The organism is Clostridium ragsdalei P11 (assembly GCF_001675165.1).
Classification (GTDB): domain Bacteria; phylum Bacillota; class Clostridia; order Clostridiales; family Clostridiaceae; genus Clostridium_B; species Clostridium_B ragsdalei.
In genome coordinates this window covers 68,899-87,441 of record NZ_LROS01000011.1, presented here as the reverse complement: position 1 = coordinate 87,441, position 18,543 = coordinate 68,899, and the positions used below count along the sequence as shown (strand labels likewise).

General features: G+C 32.0%; 19 protein-coding genes. All 19 read left to right on the top strand.

The annotated features are described in order from the left end of the window. The first annotated feature begins 243 nt into the window (after window positions 1-243). Window positions 244-1,164, top strand: coding sequence for a translation elongation factor Ts (gene tsf, locus CLRAG_RS05290; RefSeq protein ID WP_065077437.1), 921 nt, complete (start codon window positions 244-246; stop codon window positions 1,162-1,164). 96 nt (window positions 1,165-1,260) lie between these two features. Continuing rightward, a complete protein-coding gene (pyrH, locus tag CLRAG_RS05285; protein ID WP_065077436.1) occupies window positions 1,261-1,974 on the top strand; it encodes a UMP kinase in 714 nt (237 codons plus the stop codon). Window positions 1,975-1,994: 20 nt separating this feature from the next. Beyond that, entirely contained in the window at window positions 1,995-2,552 is a 558-nt protein-coding gene (frr, locus tag CLRAG_RS05280) for a ribosome recycling factor (protein ID WP_065077435.1), read from the top strand. 116 nt (window positions 2,553-2,668) lie between these two features. Next, window positions 2,669-3,436, top strand: coding sequence for an isoprenyl transferase (locus CLRAG_RS05275; RefSeq protein WP_065077434.1), 768 nt, complete (start codon window positions 2,669-2,671; stop codon window positions 3,434-3,436). A gap of 70 nt (window positions 3,437-3,506) precedes the next feature. Continuing rightward, complete coding sequence (locus tag CLRAG_RS05270) at window positions 3,507-4,304, top strand: phosphatidate cytidylyltransferase (protein WP_065077433.1); 798 nt, start codon at window positions 3,507-3,509, stop codon at window positions 4,302-4,304. Window positions 4,305-4,771: 467 nt separating this feature from the next. Then, window positions 4,772-5,929 carry a 1-deoxy-D-xylulose-5-phosphate reductoisomerase gene (locus CLRAG_RS05265; protein WP_065077432.1) on the top strand — a complete coding sequence of 386 codons (1,158 nt, stop codon included), beginning with the start codon at window positions 4,772-4,774 and terminating at the stop codon, window positions 5,927-5,929. 18 nt (window positions 5,930-5,947) lie between these two features. Beyond that, window positions 5,948-6,958 (top strand): RIP metalloprotease RseP, encoded by a 1,011-nt coding sequence (rseP, locus tag CLRAG_RS05260; RefSeq protein ID WP_065077431.1) that lies wholly within the window; start codon window positions 5,948-5,950, stop codon window positions 6,956-6,958. 211 nt (window positions 6,959-7,169) lie between these two features. Beyond that, window positions 7,170-8,219, top strand: coding sequence for a flavodoxin-dependent (E)-4-hydroxy-3-methylbut-2-enyl-diphosphate synthase (gene ispG / locus CLRAG_RS05255; RefSeq protein WP_065077430.1), 1,050 nt, complete (start codon window positions 7,170-7,172; stop codon window positions 8,217-8,219). A gap of 264 nt (window positions 8,220-8,483) precedes the next feature. After that, on the top strand, window positions 8,484-8,948 hold the full coding sequence (gene rimP, locus CLRAG_RS05250) for a ribosome maturation factor RimP (protein WP_065077429.1): 465 nt from the start codon (window positions 8,484-8,486) through the stop codon (window positions 8,946-8,948). 17 nt (window positions 8,949-8,965) lie between these two features. Then, the gene (gene nusA / locus CLRAG_RS05245; RefSeq protein ID WP_063557321.1) at window positions 8,966-10,030 is read left to right on the top strand and encodes a transcription termination factor NusA; all 1,065 of its coding nucleotides are present in this window, start codon (window positions 8,966-8,968) and stop codon (window positions 10,028-10,030) included. 17 nt (window positions 10,031-10,047) lie between these two features. Then, window positions 10,048-10,317 carry an RNase P modulator RnpM gene (gene rnpM / locus CLRAG_RS05240; RefSeq protein WP_013237978.1) on the top strand — a complete coding sequence of 90 codons (270 nt, stop codon included), beginning with the start codon at window positions 10,048-10,050 and terminating at the stop codon, window positions 10,315-10,317. Further along, complete coding sequence (locus tag CLRAG_RS05235; RefSeq protein WP_063557323.1) at window positions 10,307-10,624, top strand: 50S ribosomal protein L7ae-like protein; 318 nt, start codon at window positions 10,307-10,309, stop codon at window positions 10,622-10,624. Before rnpM ends, CLRAG_RS05235 begins: the two co-directional genes overlap by 11 nt. A gap of 17 nt (window positions 10,625-10,641) precedes the next feature. Beyond that, window positions 10,642-12,744, top strand: a complete 2,103-nt coding sequence (gene infB, locus CLRAG_RS05230) for a translation initiation factor IF-2 (RefSeq protein WP_065077428.1) — start codon at window positions 10,642-10,644, stop codon at window positions 12,742-12,744. 18 nt (window positions 12,745-12,762) lie between these two features. Then, on the top strand, window positions 12,763-13,128 hold the full coding sequence (gene rbfA / locus CLRAG_RS05225) for a 30S ribosome-binding factor RbfA (protein ID WP_065077427.1): 366 nt from the start codon (window positions 12,763-12,765) through the stop codon (window positions 13,126-13,128). Continuing rightward, window positions 13,115-14,077 (top strand): DHH family phosphoesterase, encoded by a 963-nt coding sequence (locus CLRAG_RS05220; RefSeq protein ID WP_065077426.1) that lies wholly within the window; start codon window positions 13,115-13,117, stop codon window positions 14,075-14,077. The genes rbfA and CLRAG_RS05220 overlap by 14 nt, the downstream gene beginning before the upstream one ends. Further along, the gene (gene truB, locus CLRAG_RS05215; protein WP_065077716.1) at window positions 14,077-14,955 is read left to right on the top strand and encodes a tRNA pseudouridine(55) synthase TruB; all 879 of its coding nucleotides are present in this window, start codon (window positions 14,077-14,079) and stop codon (window positions 14,953-14,955) included. Before CLRAG_RS05220 ends, truB begins: the two co-directional genes overlap by 1 nt. Window positions 14,956-14,957: 2 nt before the next feature. After that, the gene (locus tag CLRAG_RS05210; protein WP_065077425.1) at window positions 14,958-15,896 is read left to right on the top strand and encodes a bifunctional riboflavin kinase/FAD synthetase; all 939 of its coding nucleotides are present in this window, start codon (window positions 14,958-14,960) and stop codon (window positions 15,894-15,896) included. 115 nt (window positions 15,897-16,011) lie between these two features. Continuing rightward, the gene (gene rpsO / locus CLRAG_RS05205) at window positions 16,012-16,275 is read left to right on the top strand and encodes a 30S ribosomal protein S15 (RefSeq protein ID WP_063557328.1); all 264 of its coding nucleotides are present in this window, start codon (window positions 16,012-16,014) and stop codon (window positions 16,273-16,275) included. Between the two features lie 71 nt (window positions 16,276-16,346). Further along, on the top strand, window positions 16,347-18,491 hold the full coding sequence (locus CLRAG_RS05200) for a polyribonucleotide nucleotidyltransferase (RefSeq protein WP_065077424.1): 2,145 nt from the start codon (window positions 16,347-16,349) through the stop codon (window positions 18,489-18,491). Window positions 18,492-18,543: the final 52 nt, after the last annotated feature.

Below are 18,543 nucleotides of genomic sequence, written 5' to 3'. Positions count from 1 at the left end.
AAATTAGAGAATGTTTATATATAGGTCGAATACAAGTAGGAGAGGAGCTGAAAAACCGTTGATTGGCAATTGCTTAAAAATTATGATTGCCATATAAGTAGGGTGTAATGCATCCGAATTTACGCTCTGGGAGTGTCAGACCAAAAGAAGACAAAGCTTCAGACACTGTGAGCAGAGAAGTAAGCTATAAGGTTTTATTGTATTTTTGAATAATCTATAGCTTTTAGATGACGGAATATAATTATGATAACTGCACAGATGGTAAAAGAACTTAGAGAAAGAACCGGAGCAGGAATGATGAACTGCAAAAAAGCTTTAAATGAAGCAAATGGTGATACTGAAAAAGCCATTGAAATATTAAGGGAAAAGGGTCTATCAGCTGCAGCTAAAAAATCTAGCAGAGTAGCTTCTGAAGGATTAGTTAAAACATATATTTCAGAGGATGGAAAAATTGCTTCAATAGTAGAAGTAAACTGTGAAACAGATTTTGTATCTGTAAATGAAGATTTTGTAGGTTTTGCAGATAATATAGCAAAACAGACAGCTTTAACAAGTGCAACTACTGTAGAAGAATTAGAAAAAGAAAAATATATAGCAGATGATACTAAGACTGTAAAAGATGCATTAGTAGACTTAATTGCAAAATTAGGTGAAAATATGACGCTTAGAAGATTTAAGAAGTTTTCTGTTTCAAAGGGTTTAATCGAAAGCTATATTCATGGTGGCGGAAGAATAGGAGTTTTGGTTAAACTTGAATGTGAAAATGAGAGTCCTGTTCTAAAGGAAGTGGCAAAAGATGTAGCTATGCAGGTAGCTGCTGTTAATCCACTATTCTTAGATAAGAATACAGTTGATAGTGATGCTTTAGAAAAAGAAAAGGAAATATATAAAGTTCAAGCTTTAAATGAAGGAAAACCAGAAAAAATCGTTGATAAGATAGTTATGGGAAAAGTTCAAAAATATTATAAAGAAAACTGCTTAGTAAATCAAGTATGGGTTAAGGATTCAGACTTTACTATCGATAAATACCTTAAGGATAAATCAAAGGAAGTTGGAGCTGAAATAAAGATTTCTGATTTTGTTAGATTTGAAAAAGGTGAAGGAATAGAGAAGAAAGAAGAAAACTTTGCCGAAGAGGTTCGTAAGCAGATGGAAGGTAAATAGTAACTGAAAAGAGAACACGCCGTGTTCTCTTTTTTTGGGGTATGAACTTTTTAAGTTTTATATTTCATTTTATCATAATTTGGAGGTATAATATAAATGGGTAATCTTAAATACAAAAGGGTAATGCTTAAACTTTCAGGGGAAGCTTTGGCAGGAGAAAAAGGATATGGGCTGGATTTTGATGTAGCAAAAAGTATAGCAATTGAAATAAAAGAACTCACATCTATGGGAATATCAGTAGGAGTAGTTGTAGGTGGCGGCAATATCTGGAGAGGAAGAAGCGGAGAAGGTATGGACAGAACCACTGCAGATTATATGGGAATGCTTGCTACATGTATAAATGCTCTGGCACTTCAGGATTCACTGGAAAATTTAGGCGTAAATACTAGGGTTCAGACAGCTATCGAGATGAGAGAAGTAGCAGAACCATTTATAAGAAGAAGGGCAATGCGGCATTTAGAAAAAAATAGAGTGGTTATATTTGCGGCGGGCACTGGAAATCCGTATTTTTCAACAGATACAACTGCAGCTCTTAGGGCAGCAGAAATAGAGGCAGATGTTATACTTTTGGCTAAAAAAGTAGATGGTGTATATGACAAAGACCCTCATAAGTATAAAGATGCTCAAAAATTTGATAAGTTAACTTATATTCAAGTATTGGATAAAGGACTTCAAGTTATGGATTCTACAGCTACATCACTTTGTATGGATAATGATATACCTATATTAGTATTTGGATTAGATAATCCAGAAAACATAAAAAAGATTGTTCTTGGAGAAAAAATTGGTACACTTGTTTGTAAAGAATAAAAATGAGGAGGTATTTTCTTATGATCAAGGATACTTTAAATAAAGCAGATGGAAAAATGGGTAAGACCATAGATGCTTTAAAAAGTGAATTAGCTTCTATGAAAGCAGGGAGGGCTAGTGCAGCACTTCTTGATAGAATAGAGGCAGAATACTATGGCTCAATGACTCCTATAAATCAATTGGGAAACATATCTATTCCAGAACCAAGGGTACTTTGTATACAACCTTGGGATAAAACGGCCTTAAAGGCAATAGAAAAGGCAATATTGAAATCTGACCTAGGTATAAATCCATCTAATGACGGAGAAGTTATCAGATTGGTTATACCTGAACTTACAGAAGAAACTAGAAAAGATATAGTAAAGAATGTAAAGAAAGCAGGGGAAGATTCAAAGGTTGCTGTAAGAGCAATAAGAAGAGAGTGTAATGATAATATTAAAGCTCTTAAAAAAGAAAATGATATTTCTGAAGATGAAATAAAAAAGGCTGAGGCAGATGTTCAGAAAAAAACTGATGATTTTATAAAAAAGATAGATGAAATAATTAGAAAGAAAGAAAATGAAATTATGTCATTATAAAGCAAGCAGTTATTGTATCAAAAATATATTTAGATTTTTAAAACCTGCGCAAATCCGCAGGTTTTTGTTAAATATGGTTTCACTAAAACTTTGTATTGTAAGAAATGAGGTGTACTATGGTAAAATTTTTTGGCTTAAATAAAAACAAAGACCAAGATGATAAAGAAGTACATATTGATTTAAACAATGTTCCAAAACATATAGCTATTATAATGGATGGAAATGGTAGATGGGCTAAAGAAAGAAACTTGCCTAGAGCTATGGGACATAAAGCAGGAGTAGAAGCTGTAAGAGAGATTGTAAAAGAGTGCAGTAAGTTAAATGTAAAATATTTAACGCTATATGTTTTTTCTACAGAAAATTGGAAAAGACCTAAGGATGAAGTAAGTGCTCTTATGAAACTTTTAGTTCAATATTTAAAAAAGGAATTAAATGAGTTAAATGAAAATAATGTTATTATAAACTATATTGGAGATATAAGTAAGCTGCCTGTGCCTTGTCAAGAGCAATTAATCATATCTCATAAGAAAACTAAAACTAATACCGGACTTGTTCTAAATTTGGCGGTAAATTATGGTGGAAGAAATGAAATTGTAAGGGCTTTTAAACTTATGTATGAAGATATAAAATCTAAAAAAATAAAAGAAGAAGATATAAATGAGGACACTATATCAAAGTATTTGTATACTAGAGGTATGCCAGATCCTGATATTATAATAAGGCCAAGTGGGGAACAGCGTTTAAGCAATTTTCTATTGTGGCAGTGTGCATACTCTGAATTTTGGACTTCCAACATAAAGTGGCCTGATTTTAAAAAAGAACATCTTTATAAAGCTATTTCTGATTATCAAAATAGAGATAGAAGATTTGGAGGATTAAAATAACTGTATATTGGGGATGTAAGTTAGTTTACTTAAAATCCCCATGGATACTTTATTCTATGGAGGTGGAGCTTTGAATAATAGATATTTGGGAGCATTTGCACTCATACCATTTATTTTAATATTATTCTTAGGTGGAATTTATTTAAAATATGGGATTATGATCATTTCACTTATGGGAATGTATGAATTTTATAAAGTAATAAAACAAAAAAATATAAATTCTATAAATATAGTAGGATATCTGCTTTGTATATCCTACTATGTAACCTTAAGAGTAGAGGTAAATTATAAATTTGTATTTTTTGCTATTATAGTGTCAATTTTTATGACGCTTTGTATTCCAGTTTTAGATGTGGAATATAATTTTTTAGATGTAGCAACTACGCTATTTGGTTTTCTGTATGTGGCAGTATTTTTTAGCACTATAGTTTTAGTAAATAGCAGTAGTTATGGTAACTATTTAGTGTGGATTATAGTTATATCTTCCTGGTGCTGTGATACAGCAGCTTATTATACGGGGAAATTTTTAGGTAAGAGAAAATTATGCCCTAAGGTTAGTCCTAAAAAGACTATTGAAGGTTCTATAGGTGGAATAATTGGTAGTGCAGTGGCTTGTGGAATCTTTGGATTTTTTTCAATTCAAAGGGGTGTTCCCATATCATTTTATCATTATATAGTAATGGGAATAATTTGTGGAGCATTTTGTCAGTTCGGGGATCTAGCAGCTTCTTCTATAAAGAGATATGTGGGAGTAAAGGATTATAGCAATCTCATACCAGGTCATGGTGGGATATTAGATAGATTTGACAGCATACTTTTTTCAGGAGTTATAGTTTATTACTATTTAACCTTTGTAGCTGTAATTTAAGCAGAGAACCCAAATCTTTGATTTGGAGTGAATCGCTTACTCATTCCACTGAAAGGAGAAGGAGTTACTAAAATTAGAACCCAAATCTTAACAAGTTAAGAATTAATAATTAAAAGTTAATAGTGAAGGATGATTTTTAGCTATCGCAAAAAATTCTTAAATTTATATAAATCAGCAATATTTCGTTTTAGCCAAACGAGTGATGAAAATCTACATTAATTATTAATTCTTCATTTTTAACTATTAATTAAAAAAGTTTTATATGTGCGAAAGTTGAGTTAATAATAGAGAAATATATTCTATAAAAGGGGTATATTTCTCTATTATTTTATTTCAAGTATTAGCTGTGAGTTTAATATAGATCATGTGCATGTTTATTTTATAGCATAAATATGGTATAGTTAATCATGTTAAAAATCTTATGTAATGTGGTATAAGGACTAGAGGGAAATAAGGAGTTGTTATGAATGAAAAGAATTTCAATAATTGGAGCCACAGGTTCTATAGGGACCCAAACTCTTGATGTACTTAGAAAACAAAAAGGAGATTTTCAGCTTATAGGCATATCTGCAAATAGTAGTATAGATAAACTTTTACATATAATAGATGAATTTAACCCCAAGTATGCGGTGCTAACCGAAAAAGAATCTTATTTAAAGCTTAAAGATATTTTTAGTAATAAAAAATCAAATACAAAAATATTATTTGGAGTAGATGGATTAAATACTATAGCTAGTCTTCCTGAAGTTGATATGGTGGTAACATCTGTAGTTGGAATGATAGGGCTTGTACCAACTATAAAAGCAATTAGGGCGAAGAAAGACATAGCCTTAGCTAATAAAGAGACATTAGTTGTAGGTGGAGAGCTGGTTACAAAATTATCACAGGAAAATAATGTCAAAATATTTCCCGTAGATTCAGAACATAGTGCTGTTTTTCAATGCCTTCAAGGAAATAATTTTGACGAAGTTGCTAATTTGATTTTAACTGCTTCAGGTGGACCTTTTAGAGGAAAAACAAAAGATCAACTCTCACAAGTAACTGTAAAAGAGGCGTTGAATCATCCAAATTGGAGTATGGGAAAAAAGCTCACGATAGATTCTGCTACTCTTATGAATAAGGGACTTGAGGTTATAGAAGCTCACTTCCTATTTAACTTACCTTATGAAAACATAAAAGTTGTAGTTCATCCACAAAGTATAGTACATTCTATGGTGGAATATAGGGATGGAAGTGTTATGGCACAGCTTGCCACTGCAGATATGAGGTTGCCTATACAATATGCACTGAATTATCCGAAAAGAAAGGAAGCTGTAATAGATAAATTGGACTTCTATAGTGTAGGAAATTTAAGTTTTGAAAAGCCTGATACAGATACATTTAAACCACTTAAATTGGCTTACCAAGCAGGAAAAACAGGAGGTACAATGCCAGCTATATTAAATTGTGCCAATGAGGAAGCAGTAAGTTTATTCCTTGCAAATAAAATAAATTTTTTGGATATAGGTAATATATTAGAAGAATGTATGAATAAATTTACTTCACAAAATAAATACACTTTGGAAGATTTACTTAACGTAGAAATAAAAGTTAAGAAATATGTAAAAGATAAATTTATCAAATAAGATTGGGAGGAATACCATTTGTATATAATAGCAGCGATAATAGCCTTTGGCGTATTGATTATAATTCATGAACTGGGACATTTTACTATGGCAAAATTAAATGGGGTAAAAGTTGAAGAATTTTCTATAGGAATGGGGCCTAAACTCTTTGGAATAAAGGGCAAGGAGACGGAATATCATATAAGACTTCTTCCAATTGGTGGATATGTGAAAATGCTTGGTGATGAGGGAGAAAGTGATGATCCTATGGCATTTAATAATAAAAGCCCTCTTAGAAAGCTAAGTGTAGTAATAGCTGGACCTATAATGAATTTTGTACTTGGAGTTATATTGTTTGCAATAATAGCTTCTGCAAGGGGGTATCTATCTCCTGTAGTAAATAAAGTAACCCCAAATCAACCTGCAGCTTTAGCAGGTATTAAATTGGGGGATAAAATAACCAGAGTGAATAATTCAAAGATATCTACCTGGGAGGATTTTGTAACAGAAGTTTATACTACAAGTGGAAATCCAATTAATATAACTTATGAACGTAGTGGAAGTACAAATCAAGTTAGAGTAACTCCTGTAAAAGATAAAAAAGAGAATAGATATATTGTAGGAATTGAAGCAACTCAAGTGACTAAACCTACTTTAGGGCAGTCAGTATCCTATGGGTTTATAGAAACTAAATCCTTAATCAAGCAGACATTTAGCTTTTTTAAAACACTATTTAGAGGAAAAGCATCTATGAATGATGTAGGGGGACCTGTTACTATAATAAAGATATCAGGTGCAGCAGCAAAAGCAGGTATATTGAGTTTGATGGCATTTTCAGCTTATATAAGTATACAGCTTGCTATATTTAACATAATACCTTTTCCAGCTTTGGACGGAGGATATATATTTTTATTTTTGTTTGAAATAATAACAGGTAAAAAGGTAGATGAAAACAGGGTCGGAATGATAAATTATGTTGGATTTGCAATACTTATGGCACTTATGGTACTAGTTACAGTAAAGGATATATTCTATCCTATAAAATTTTAAGTAATACTAAAAAATCAATTCACAATGTACTATGCACAATTTACAATTAAGCATGATTTTCTGTGGTAACAGAAAATCTAAAAATTTAATGTTCATACTACTTAGTTTTTAGATTTTTCATAGTATTAATGAAAAAACTACCGAAATTGTGAACTGTGAACTGTGAATTGTGAATTGTGAATTGTGAATTGAATAAATTGGTGGTGAAATTTTGAATAGAGCAAAAAAGAAAACAGTAAAAGTGGGCAATATATTTTTGGGTGGAGATTTTCCAGTAGCCGTACAGTCTATGACAAATACAGATACTAGGAATGTAGAAACCACTACAGCTCAGATATTTGAGCTAAAAGAAGCAGGTTGTGATATCGTCAGATGTGCAGTGCCTGACGATATAGCTTGCAGTTCCATGAAAAAAATCATAGAAAAAGTAGATATTCCACTTGTAGCAGATATACATTTTGATTATAAGCTGGCACTTAAATGTATAGAAAATGGAATATCTGCACTTAGAATAAATCCTGGAAATATTGGAAACATAGAAAGAGTACGAGAAGTGGCAAGAGCAGCAAAAGAAGCTAATATTCCAATTAGAATAGGGGTAAACTCTGGATCATTAAAAAAGGATATTTTAAATAAATATGGTAGAGTTTGTTCAGATGCACTAGTAGATAGTGCCTTAGAACATGTAAAAATATTAGAAAATGTAGGATTTTATGATATAGTCATATCCATAAAATCTTCAAATGTAAATCAAATGGTAGAAAGTTACAGAAAAATATCTCAAATTGTAGATTATCCACTTCACCTTGGAGTAACAGAAGCAGGAACTATTTGGCGCGGAACTATAAAATCGAGCATAGGCATAGGTACTCTTTTGATGGAAGGTATAGGAGACACTATAAGAGTATCCCTTACAGGAAATCCAGTGGAAGAAGTAAGAGTGGGAAAAGAAATATTAAAATCTTGTGGACTTATAAAAGAAGGTGTGGAATTTATATCATGTCCTACCTGTGGCAGAACTGAAATTGATTTAATTAAAATAGCTGAGCAAGTGGAAAAAAGACTTTTAAATATGCATAAAAACATAAAGGTTGCAGTTATGGGATGTGTAGTAAATGGACCAGGTGAGGCTAGGGAAGCGGATATTGGTATAGCAGGTGGAAAAGGTGAAGGCATTATATTTAAAAAAGGAAAAATAGTAAAAAAAGTAAGTGAGGAAAATTTAGTAGAATCACTTATAGAAGAGATAAAAAACATTTAAATTTTGCATGATTAATTCAAATTATTTACATTTTGGGTAACCTTGTGAATAATTTTTCTTGAAATAAGAATTACAGTGTGTTAAAATATAAATGGTAAATCTACAGAAGTTTATTTAGAATGTAGGAGTGGGTTTTAACCCGCTCTTTCTATTTGTGAAAAACGCAGCGAAAGTTGCGTTTTTAAATTTAATTAGCTATTTAACATTTTTTTTAGCAAGATTGTATAACATAAACGTATAACCTGTAAATAGAGGAGGATTTAAATGACAAAAAATACTTTTATGGAAAGAATGTCAGCATTAATACAGCCTATAGTTAATAATTTAAATTATGAATTATACTATTTAGAGTTTAAAAAAGAAGGTAACAATAATTATTTAAGAATATACATAGATAAAAGAGAAGGAAACATATCGTTAGAAGATTGTGAAAGTGTAAGTAGAGCAGTTAGTGATATGTTGGATAAAGAAGATCCTATAAAAGATCCTTATTACCTAGAAGTTTCATCGCCAGGTTTAGAGAGAAAGCTATATACGGAAGAACACTTAAAAAGATACATTGGATATAGCGTACAGGTTAATATATCAGGACTTTTAAAAGGAAAGAAAAAGTATGAGGGGGAACTTCTGGATTTTAATTCAGAGGAATTGAAGATAAAATGTGAAGAAGAAGATATCGCTATTCCAAGGGACAAAATTTTAAACGTAAATTTAAAAGGTGATTTTTAGGGGAGGTATATTTTAAAATGAATCAGGAGTTTATAGAGGCCTTAAAAGAAATAGTTAAGGAAAAGGGAATAAGTGAGGATTTACTATTTACTACCATAGAGGATGCATTAGTAGCTGCGTATAAAAAGAATTATATGGGGCATGGAGTAGGTAGCCAAAATGTTAAGGTTACTATGAATAGAGAAAATGGAGAAATTCATGTGTATTCACAAAAAAATGTAGTAGAGGAAGTTTGTGATAAATTCGGTGAGATAAGTGTAGAAGATGCTAAAGGCATGGATTCAAGTTATGAGGTAGGTGATATAGCAAACATAGAAGTTACACCTAGAAAATTTGGAAGGGTAGCTGCACAGGCTGCAAAACAAGTAGTTATACAGAGGATAAAAGAAGAAGAAAGAAGAATTATATACAGTGATTTTGCGGAAAAGGAAGACGATATAATAACAGGTACAGTCATAAGAAAAGATAAAAACAATGTACTTATAGACTTAGGAAAGACAGAAGCAGTACTTGGACCAAATGAACAGATACCGGGAGAAAAGTATAACTTCAATGACAAACTGAAATTATATATTATTGAGGTAAAGAATACTACAAAAGGAGCTCAAATTGTAATATCAAGAACTCATCCTGGACTTATAAAGAGATTGTTTGAACTAGAGGTACCTGAAATATTTGATGGAACGGTTGATATAAAGTCCATAGCAAGGGAAGCTGGCTCTAGAACAAAAATTGCAGTACACTCTAATGATGAAAATGTAGATCCTATGGGAGCTTGTGTAGGACCTAAAGGAGTAAGGGTTCAAAATATAGTAAACGAGCTAAAAAATGAAAAGATAGATATAATAAAATGGAGCAAACTTCCAGAAGAGTATATAGCTAATTCCCTAAGCCCTGCTAAGGTATTAGATGTGGATTTAAATGAAGACATTAAATTTGCACAAATTGTAGTAGATGACAATCAGTTATCTCTGGCTATAGGTAAAGAAGGTCAAAATGTAAGACTGGCAGCAAAACTTACAGGATGGAAAATAGACATAAAGAGCAAATCACAGGCTGAGACGCAAGATGAAGAAAATTAATTAAGGTGGTGTTTAGAATGAAGCAAAAAAAAGTACCACAGAGAATGTGTACAGGATGCATGGAAATGAAGCCCAAAAAAGAACTCATACGAATAGTAAAAAGCAAAGAGGGTGAAGTTTCTGTAGACCCTACAGGAAAGAAAAATGGTAGGGGAGCCTATGTATGCAAAAATGTTGAATGTTTGGAGAAAGCTTTTAAGAACAAAAGGCTCCAGAAAAATCTTGAAATTCAGATAGACGAAACCTTATACCAAAGTTTAAAGGAACAGATAGAAAATGGTAGATAAATTTCTTCAGTTTATGGGATTAATAAAGCGTGCAGGAAAACTTTTAGAAGGATATAATAAATGTGAAGAAGCAATTAGGAGGAATAGAGTGCATTTTGTGATAATGTCTCAAGATGTTTCTAAAAATACATGGGAAAAATTTTTAAACTACAATGATAAATATAAAGTACCAGTTGTAAAGACAATATATACTGGAGAAGAAATTGGAAATGCAATTGGATCAAGTGAAATAAAAGTTGTAGGGGTTACAGATAAAAACATGGGTAAGGCACTAATGAATTTATTGAAGAAAAATGAGAAACTTTAGTTTCGGGGGTGTATAATTTGTCAAAAATAAGAATATATGAATTAGCCAAAGAGTTAAATATATCCAGTAAAACATTAATATCCATACTTCTAGATGAGTTTGGAGTAAAAGTGAAAAACCATATGAGCGTAATAGAAGAGGAAGATGCAGAACTAATTAAAGAATTTATGGAAGAAAATGAAAGCAGCGAAGACGGAGAAGAGGGCATAGAGGATAAATACAAAAATTTAGTGCAGGAAAATTCTCCAAAAGTTAAAAAGAAAACTATAGGTGTTAAAAATAATACTAAGAGTAAAAACACTCAAGGAAAGAAAGAATCAAAGGATGGAGAGTTACAAGAAACTGAAAGAGCTGAAATAGAAATGGAAGACACTATAACTGTAAAAGAGTTTTCTGAAAAAATAGGTAAACCATCTACAGAAGTTATTAAACAACTTATATTTATGGGAGTAATGGCAGCTATAAATCAAGAAATAGATTTTAGTACAGCTGAAAAATTAGGAGAAAAATTTGATGTAACCGTACTTCGAAAAGAAGAAGACATTAATAAGGAAGCAGTGGAACAAGAAGTAGAACAAGAAGATGCTGAGGATGATGATCCTAATTCAGAAAAAAGACCGCCAGTTATAACTGTTATGGGACACGTTGACCATGGTAAGACTTCTCTTTTAGATGCTATAAGGAAATCAAAAGTAACTGAGACAGAAGCTGGAGGTATAACCCAGCACATAGGTGCTTATACTGTTAATATAAATGGAGAAAAGATAACTTTCTTAGATACTCCAGGTCACGAAGCTTTTACTGCCATGAGAGCAAGAGGAGCTCAAATTACAGATATAGTTATTTTAGTTGTAGCTGCAGATGATGGAATAATGCCGCAAACTGCAGAAGCAATAAATCACTGTAAAGCTGCAAATGTACCTATAGTAGTAGCTATAAATAAAATAGATAGACCAGGAGCTAATGTAGATAAAGTTAAACAGGAATTATCCGATTATGGGCTAATACCAGAGGACTGGGGTGGAGATACTATATGTGTACCAGTGTCTGCTCATACTAAAGAAGGTATTGATAGTTTACTTGAAATGGTACTTTTAACTGCTGAAATGCAGGAAATTAAGGCAAATCCTCATAGAAATGCAAAGGGAACAGTAATAGAAGCAAAACTGGATAAGGGAAGAGGAGCAGTTGCTACACTTCTTGTTCAAAATGGAACTCTTCATGTTGGAGATTCTATAATAGTTGGAAGTACTTATGGTAGAATTAGAGCTATGTTTGATGATAAAGGAAAGAAAATTAAAATTGCAGGACCTTCTATACCAGTAGAGATACTTGGATTATCAGAAGTGCCTGCAGCAGGAGACAGATTTCATCAAGTTAAAGATGAAAAGACTGCAAGGGATATAGCAGCAAAGAGAAAACAAAAGGTAAGAGAGGAATATCTGCAGTCCGCTCATAAAGTTTCTCTGGAGGATCTTTACAATCAAATAAAAGAGGGAAAAGTAAAGGAACTTAACATAATAGTTAAGGCAGACGTACAGGGATCTATAGAGGCATTAAAACAATCTCTTCAAAAATTATCAAATGAAGAGGTTAAGGTAAGAGTACTTCATGGAGCAGTTGGTGCTATAACAGAAACAGACGTCACATTAGCATCTGCATCAAATGCTATAATAATAGGATTTAATGTTAGACCTGATAGCAATGCTCAGGCAGCGGCAGAAAAAGAATCAGTTGATATAAAAACTTATAGAGTTATATATAATGCAATAGAAGATATAAAGGCTGCTATGGTTGGTATGCTTGAACCTGATTATAAAGAAGTTGTGCTTGGAAAAGCTGAGATTAGGCAGACTTATAAAATATCCAATGTAGGAACTATTGCAGGATGTTATGTACAGGAAGGAAAGATAGTTAGAAACTCCCAGGTAAGGATAATAAGGGATGGTATAGTTATATTTGAGTCTGAGCTTGCTTCCCTAAAGAGATTTAAAGATGATGTAAAGGAAGTAGCAGAAGGATATGAATGCGGACTTTCTATTGATAAGTTCAATGATATAAAAGATGGAGACATAGTTGAAGCTTATACCATGGAGGAAATTAAGAAAAAAGAGTTATAAATAGTGAGGTGGTAGTTTATGACTAACTACAGAAGTGGAAGAATAAACGAAGAAATGAAAAAGGAAATAAGCAATATAATTAGAAATGATATCAAGGATCCTAGAGTTACTGCTATGATAAGTGTTACTAAGGTTGATGTTACAAAAGATCAAAAATATGCAAAAGTATATGTGAGCGTTTATGGTGAAGGCAAATCAAAGGAAGATACTTTTGAGGCACTTAAAAATTCAGCAGGTTTTATAAGGAGAGAAGTTGGGCATAGAGTAAAACTTAGAAATACTCCAGAAATAATTATAGAACTGGACAATACTATAGAATACGGCATGCATATAGATAAAATTCTCCAAGAGATAAAGGAGAATGAGAAAAATGATAATGAATGATATTATAAGTGAGATAAGAAGAAGTAATAAAATTGCAATTACTTTTCATTCTTCTCCAGATGGTGATTCTATAGGAAGTTCTTTAGCACTATTTCAAGGCATGAGAAAATTGGGAAAGGAAGTTGAAATACTCTCAAAGGAAAAAATTCCGGAGAGTTTCAGCTTTTTACCCTATAGTGAAAATATAAATGGCAAAAAGTTTGAAGTGGACCCTGAAGTAGAATGTGTTATAGTGCTTGATTGCGGAGATGTAAAAAGAATAAATGCAGATTTGAAATTTGAGCAAGGAAGCTATACTGTAATAAATATAGACCATCATCTAACAAATGAGTTATATGGAAATTTAAACTATGTAGATACTAATGCAGCTGCTGTATCTGAAATAGTATATCAGTTATTAAAACTTATGGATGTTGAACTGGATAAAAATATAGCTCAGTGTCTTTATACTTCAATAATAACAGACAGCGGATCCTTTAGATATCCCTCAACTACTTGTGTAACCCATACTATAGCAGGAGATTTGATAAATACAGGTATGGATTTTAGTGAAATTCACAGGATAATTTTTGAAAACAAGAAGTTTAGTAGAATAAAACTTTATGGAAAAGCAATTGAGAGTATGGAGCTTATAAAAGACAGTATCTGTGTAATAAGTATCACTAAAGATATGCTGTCTCAAGTTGGTATAGAAGGAGATACAGACACTTCAGATATTGTAAATATAGGCATGAAGGTGAATACTGTAGAAGTTGGAATTTTGTTAAAGGAAGTAGAAGATAAGATAAAAGTAAGTTTGAGGTCTAAATCAAAGGTAGATGTAAGAAAGATAGCAGAAAAATTCAATGGCGGGGGACATGTAAGAGCAAGTGGTCTTGCAGTTAGTGATAAATCTATAGATGAAGTAAAAGATATGATATTAAAAGAGGTTGAGAAAGAACTGATATGATTGATGGAATTTTAAACATAAATAAACCTGTTGGAATGACTTCCTTTGATGTAGTTAAGAAAATTAGATCAATATCAGGTAATAAAAAAGTTGGCCACACAGGTACTCTTGACCCTATTGCATCAGGAGTACTTCCCATTTGTATAGGTGGTGCCACAAAATTTGCAGATTATATAATGAAAAGCCACAAAATTTATCTAGCCGAGTTGAAGCTTGGAGTTAATACGGATACCTATGATAGGGAAGGAACTATAGTAGATACTTTAGAAGTTAAGCTTGATGAAAAAAGTGTAAGAGATACAATTTTAAGTTTTCAAGGGGAAATAGAACAACTTCCACCTATGTATTCAGCAATCAAGATTAATGGAAAAAAGCTTTATGATTTAGCAAGACAAGGTATAGAAATAGAGAGAAATAAAAGAAAAATCAACATATATTCTATAGAAATTATTAATATGAAATTACCTTATGTAGTGTTTCAAGTTAAGTGTTCTAAAGGAACTTATATAAGAAGTTTATGCCATGATATTGGTGAAAAATTAAATTGCGGTGGAATAATGTGGAACCTAAAGAGAATGGCTACGGGAAATTTTAATATTTCAAATTCCATTTTACTAGAAGACCTGCAGAAAGATAGCATATCAAAATACATTATTCCAGTAGATAAAGCACTAGAAGAATATCCTAAGGTTATAGTTGGAGATAGATATTTAAAACACGTTTTAAATGGTATCACAATAAAAGACAAAGAGTTTATAGATAAAGTTCAAGAAGGTAAAATCTATAGGGTATATATACATGAAAATAAATTTATAGGTATTGGAAGTAGGGGAACTTTTGGATTTAAGATGGTAAAATTATTCGTTAGAGGTAACTAATTATGATAATAATGGAAGATAATTTTAAAAAACATTTTACGAAAAGTACATATATTGCTTTAGGAAGTTTTGATGGACTTCATTTAGGACATATAAACCTTATAAATAAAACTGTTAAACTTGCAAGAAATAACAAGGCAAATAGCATGGTGTTTACCTTTAAAAATCATCCACTTTCTACAATAAACCCTGAGGTATCTCCTAAAATTTTAATGAATAATGAATCCAAAATAAGTGTATTGAAAGATGCTGGTTTAGACATAATAAATATGGCTAACTTTAATGAAGAATTTATGAAAATATGTCCTGAGGATTTTGTTATTCATCTTTTAAACAATTATAGAGCTAAAGGACTCGTAGTTGGTTTTAACTATAGATTTGGGTATAAGAACTTGGGAGATGTAAGCTTACTTAAAAAAATGAGCAAGGCACATAAGTTTTCTTTAAATGTTATAGATTCAGTAAAATATAAAGGTCAGGTAGTTAGTAGTTCAATAATAAGAACTATTATATCCGATGAAGGGGATATAAAAAAAGCGAATAAACTTTTAACAAGACCTTTTATGCTGCAGGGTGAGGTAATACACGGTAAACAACTAGGAAGAAAATTAGGATTTCCAACTGTAAACCTTGATTATGACAAGAGATTTGTTATACCTAAAGGTGGCGTATATTACACTATAGTTGAATGCAATAATGATTTGTTTAAAGGTATAACAAATGTAGGTTATAATCCGACTACCTGTGACAATAAGTTGAGCATTGAAACACATATACTTAATTTTAATGAAAACATGTATGATAAGAATATAAAGATATATTTTATTGAGAGAATTAGGGATGAATCAAAATTTGGCAGTTTAACAGAACTGGCAGATCAATTAAAAAAGGATAAGATGTATGCAAGTAAGAAAAGAATAGAAATTAATTTAAAAAATTAATTTACAATAACGACTTTATTTGCTATAATTACAATCGTGATCCGTATGCTAAGAATTCCGAATTGCCGACGACATTCTTGGAATATAGGGGATTAACAATTGGAGGTGTAACAAAATGGAAAAGGCATTTAAAGAAGAAATAATGAAGAAATATGCAAGACACGAAGGAGATACAGGCTCACCAGAAGTTCAGATAGCATTACTTACTGAGAGAATTAATCATTTAAATGATCATTTAAAGATTCATAAGAAAGATCATCACTCAAGAAGAGGTCTTTTAATGATGGTTGGTAAGAGAAGAGGTCTTCTTAACTATTTAATTAAGCAAGATATTGAAAGATACCGTGCTATTATTAAAGCGTTGAATTTAAGAAAGTAATCTTTAGAGCGGCTGTAACCGCTCTATTATTTTAACAAAATTGTAACCTATTGAGAGGAGGTATGTTTTTTATGAGTGAAATTATTCAAACTACTATTGCTGGAAGAACTTTGAAAGTTGATTATGGTAAAATAGGAAGACTTTCTAATTGTGCTTTTTTTATAAGTTATGGTGATACGGTAGTTTTAATCAATGCTAATGCTTCAGATAAACCTAGAGAAGGAGTGGACTTTTTTCCTTTAAGTATAGAATATGAGGAAAGGTTGTATTCTGTTGGAAAAATACCTGGAGGTTTTATAAAGAGGGAAGGAAAGCCTTCTGAAAAGGCTATATTACACGCAAGGGCAATAGATAGACCTCTTAGACCACTGTTTCCAAAAGGATATAGAAATGATGTTCAAGTCGTTTGTACGGTGGTATCTGTAGATCAAGATAATGCACCAGATATATTAGCTATAAATGGTGCATCACTGGCTCTTTGTATGTCAAGCATTCCTTTTACTACTCCAGTAGGAGCAGTATCTGTAGGACTTGTAGATGGTAAGTTTGTAATAAATCCTGGTTTAGAGGAAAGAAGTAAAAGCAGTTTAAATCTTACAGTATGCGCTACGGATGAAAGAGTTATGATGGTAGAGGCTGGTGGAGATGAAATACCAGAAGATACCATGTATGATGCTATAATGTTTGGATTTGAAGAATGTAAGAAGATAGTTGCATTTCAAAAAGAGACTATGAATAAATATGGAAAACAAAAGGAAGAACCAGAACTCTATAAAGTAGAGGAATCCATAGAAGAAGAAGTTAGAAAATTTGCATTTCAAAAAATAAAGGATGCCATGTACATAATGGATAGAGACGAGAGAAATGCAGCTTTAGAAGATGTGGATAAAGAGTTAAATGAGCAATTTTCAGAGAAGTATCCTGATAATGGATCAGATATAGCAGATGTAGTATATAAGATTAAGAAAGAAATAGTAAGAAATATGATGTTAAACGAACACAGGAGAGTTGATGGAAGGGCTTTTGATGAAATAAGGCCAATAAGTTGTGAAGTTGGTATTCTTCCAAGAACTCATGGAACTGGATTGTTTACAAGAGGATTGACCCAGGTAATGACTGTTGCCACCCTTGGTTCTTTAGGTGATGTACAAATACTTGATGGAGTAGGCACTGAAGAATCAAAGAGATATATACATCATTATAATTTCCCATCGTACAGTACGGGTGAGACTAGACCTTTAAGAGGACCTGGAAGAAGAGAAATAGGACACGGTGCGTTAGCTGAGAAAGCATTAGAACCACTTATACCAAGTGAGGATCAATTCCCATATACCATAAGACTTGTATCAGAGGTATTGAGTTCCAATGGATCTACTTCCCAGGCAAGTATATGTGGAAGTACACTAGCACTTTTAGATGCAGGAGTTCCTATAAAGAGACCAGCAGCTGGAATAGCCATGGGACTTATAACTAGTGAAGATTTGTCAAAGGAAGAAATAGTTACTGACATACAAGGAATTGAGGACTTCTTTGGAGACATGGATTTTAAAGTTGGTGGAACAGAAAAAGGTATTACTGCCATTCAATTTGATACAAAGATTCATGGATTATCTGAAAACTGTATAAGAGAAACTCTTAACAGGGCAAGGACAGCTAGGTTATTTATATTGGATAAAATTCACAAGTGTATTCCAGAAGCTAGAGAAGAATTATCAGAGTATGCCCCAAAGACATATACAATGTCTATATCTCCAGATAAAATAAGAGATGTAATAGGAGCTGGCGGAAAAGTTATCAACAAGATAATAGCAGAAACTGGTGTAAAGATAGACATAAAGGAAGACGGAAAAATATTTGTAATGTCAGAGGACAGTAGTAGTGCTAAGAAAGCATTGAAGATTATAGAGGACCTTACTAGAGAGGTAAAAGCAGGAGAAATATACTTAGGTAAAGTAACTAAAACAACTAATTTTGGTGCCTTTGTAGAAATACTTCCAGGAAAAGAAGGATTAGTACACATATCAAAATTAGATTTTACCAGAGTTAATAAGGTAGAAGATGTAGTTTCAGTAGGAGATAAGATATTAGTAAAGGTAACTGATATAGACAATCAGGGTAGAATAAATTTATCCAGAAAAGATGCGATAAAGGATTCTGAAGAAAATAACTCTAAGGAAAATAGTTCTAAAGAAAATAACTTAAAGCAAAATAAGTAATAAATAGAAGGGCTTATATGCCTTTTTATTTTTTAAAGATGAAAGGGGTGAA

Excerpts from the sequence above, each read along its gene's own strand:
- tsf (WP_065077437.1), top strand. The coding sequence starts at position 244 with ATGATAACTGCACAGATGGTAAAAGAACTTAGAGAAAGAACCGGAGCA.
- pyrH (WP_065077436.1), top strand. The coding sequence starts at position 1,261 with ATGGGTAATCTTAAATACAAAAGGGTAATGCTTAAACTTTCAGGGGAA.
- frr (WP_065077435.1), top strand. The coding sequence starts at position 1,995 with ATGATCAAGGATACTTTAAATAAAGCAGATGGAAAAATGGGTAAGACC.
- CLRAG_RS05275 (WP_065077434.1), top strand. The coding sequence starts at position 2,669 with ATGGTAAAATTTTTTGGCTTAAATAAAAACAAAGACCAAGATGATAAA.
- CLRAG_RS05265 (WP_065077432.1), top strand. The coding sequence starts at position 4,772 with ATGAAAAGAATTTCAATAATTGGAGCCACAGGTTCTATAGGGACCCAA.
- rimP (WP_065077429.1), top strand. The coding sequence starts at position 8,484 with ATGACAAAAAATACTTTTATGGAAAGAATGTCAGCATTAATACAGCCT.
- nusA (WP_063557321.1), top strand. The coding sequence starts at position 8,966 with ATGAATCAGGAGTTTATAGAGGCCTTAAAAGAAATAGTTAAGGAAAAG.
- rnpM (WP_013237978.1), top strand. The coding sequence starts at position 10,048 with ATGAAGCAAAAAAAAGTACCACAGAGAATGTGTACAGGATGCATGGAA.
- CLRAG_RS05235 (WP_063557323.1), top strand. The coding sequence starts at position 10,307 with ATGGTAGATAAATTTCTTCAGTTTATGGGATTAATAAAGCGTGCAGGA.
- rbfA (WP_065077427.1), top strand. The coding sequence starts at position 12,763 with ATGACTAACTACAGAAGTGGAAGAATAAACGAAGAAATGAAAAAGGAA.
- CLRAG_RS05220 (WP_065077426.1), top strand. The coding sequence starts at position 13,115 with ATGATAATGAATGATATTATAAGTGAGATAAGAAGAAGTAATAAAATT.
- CLRAG_RS05210 (WP_065077425.1), top strand. The coding sequence starts at position 14,958 with ATGATAATAATGGAAGATAATTTTAAAAAACATTTTACGAAAAGTACA.
- rpsO (WP_063557328.1), top strand. The coding sequence starts at position 16,012 with ATGGAAAAGGCATTTAAAGAAGAAATAATGAAGAAATATGCAAGACAC.
- CLRAG_RS05200 (WP_065077424.1), top strand. The coding sequence starts at position 16,347 with ATGAGTGAAATTATTCAAACTACTATTGCTGGAAGAACTTTGAAAGTT.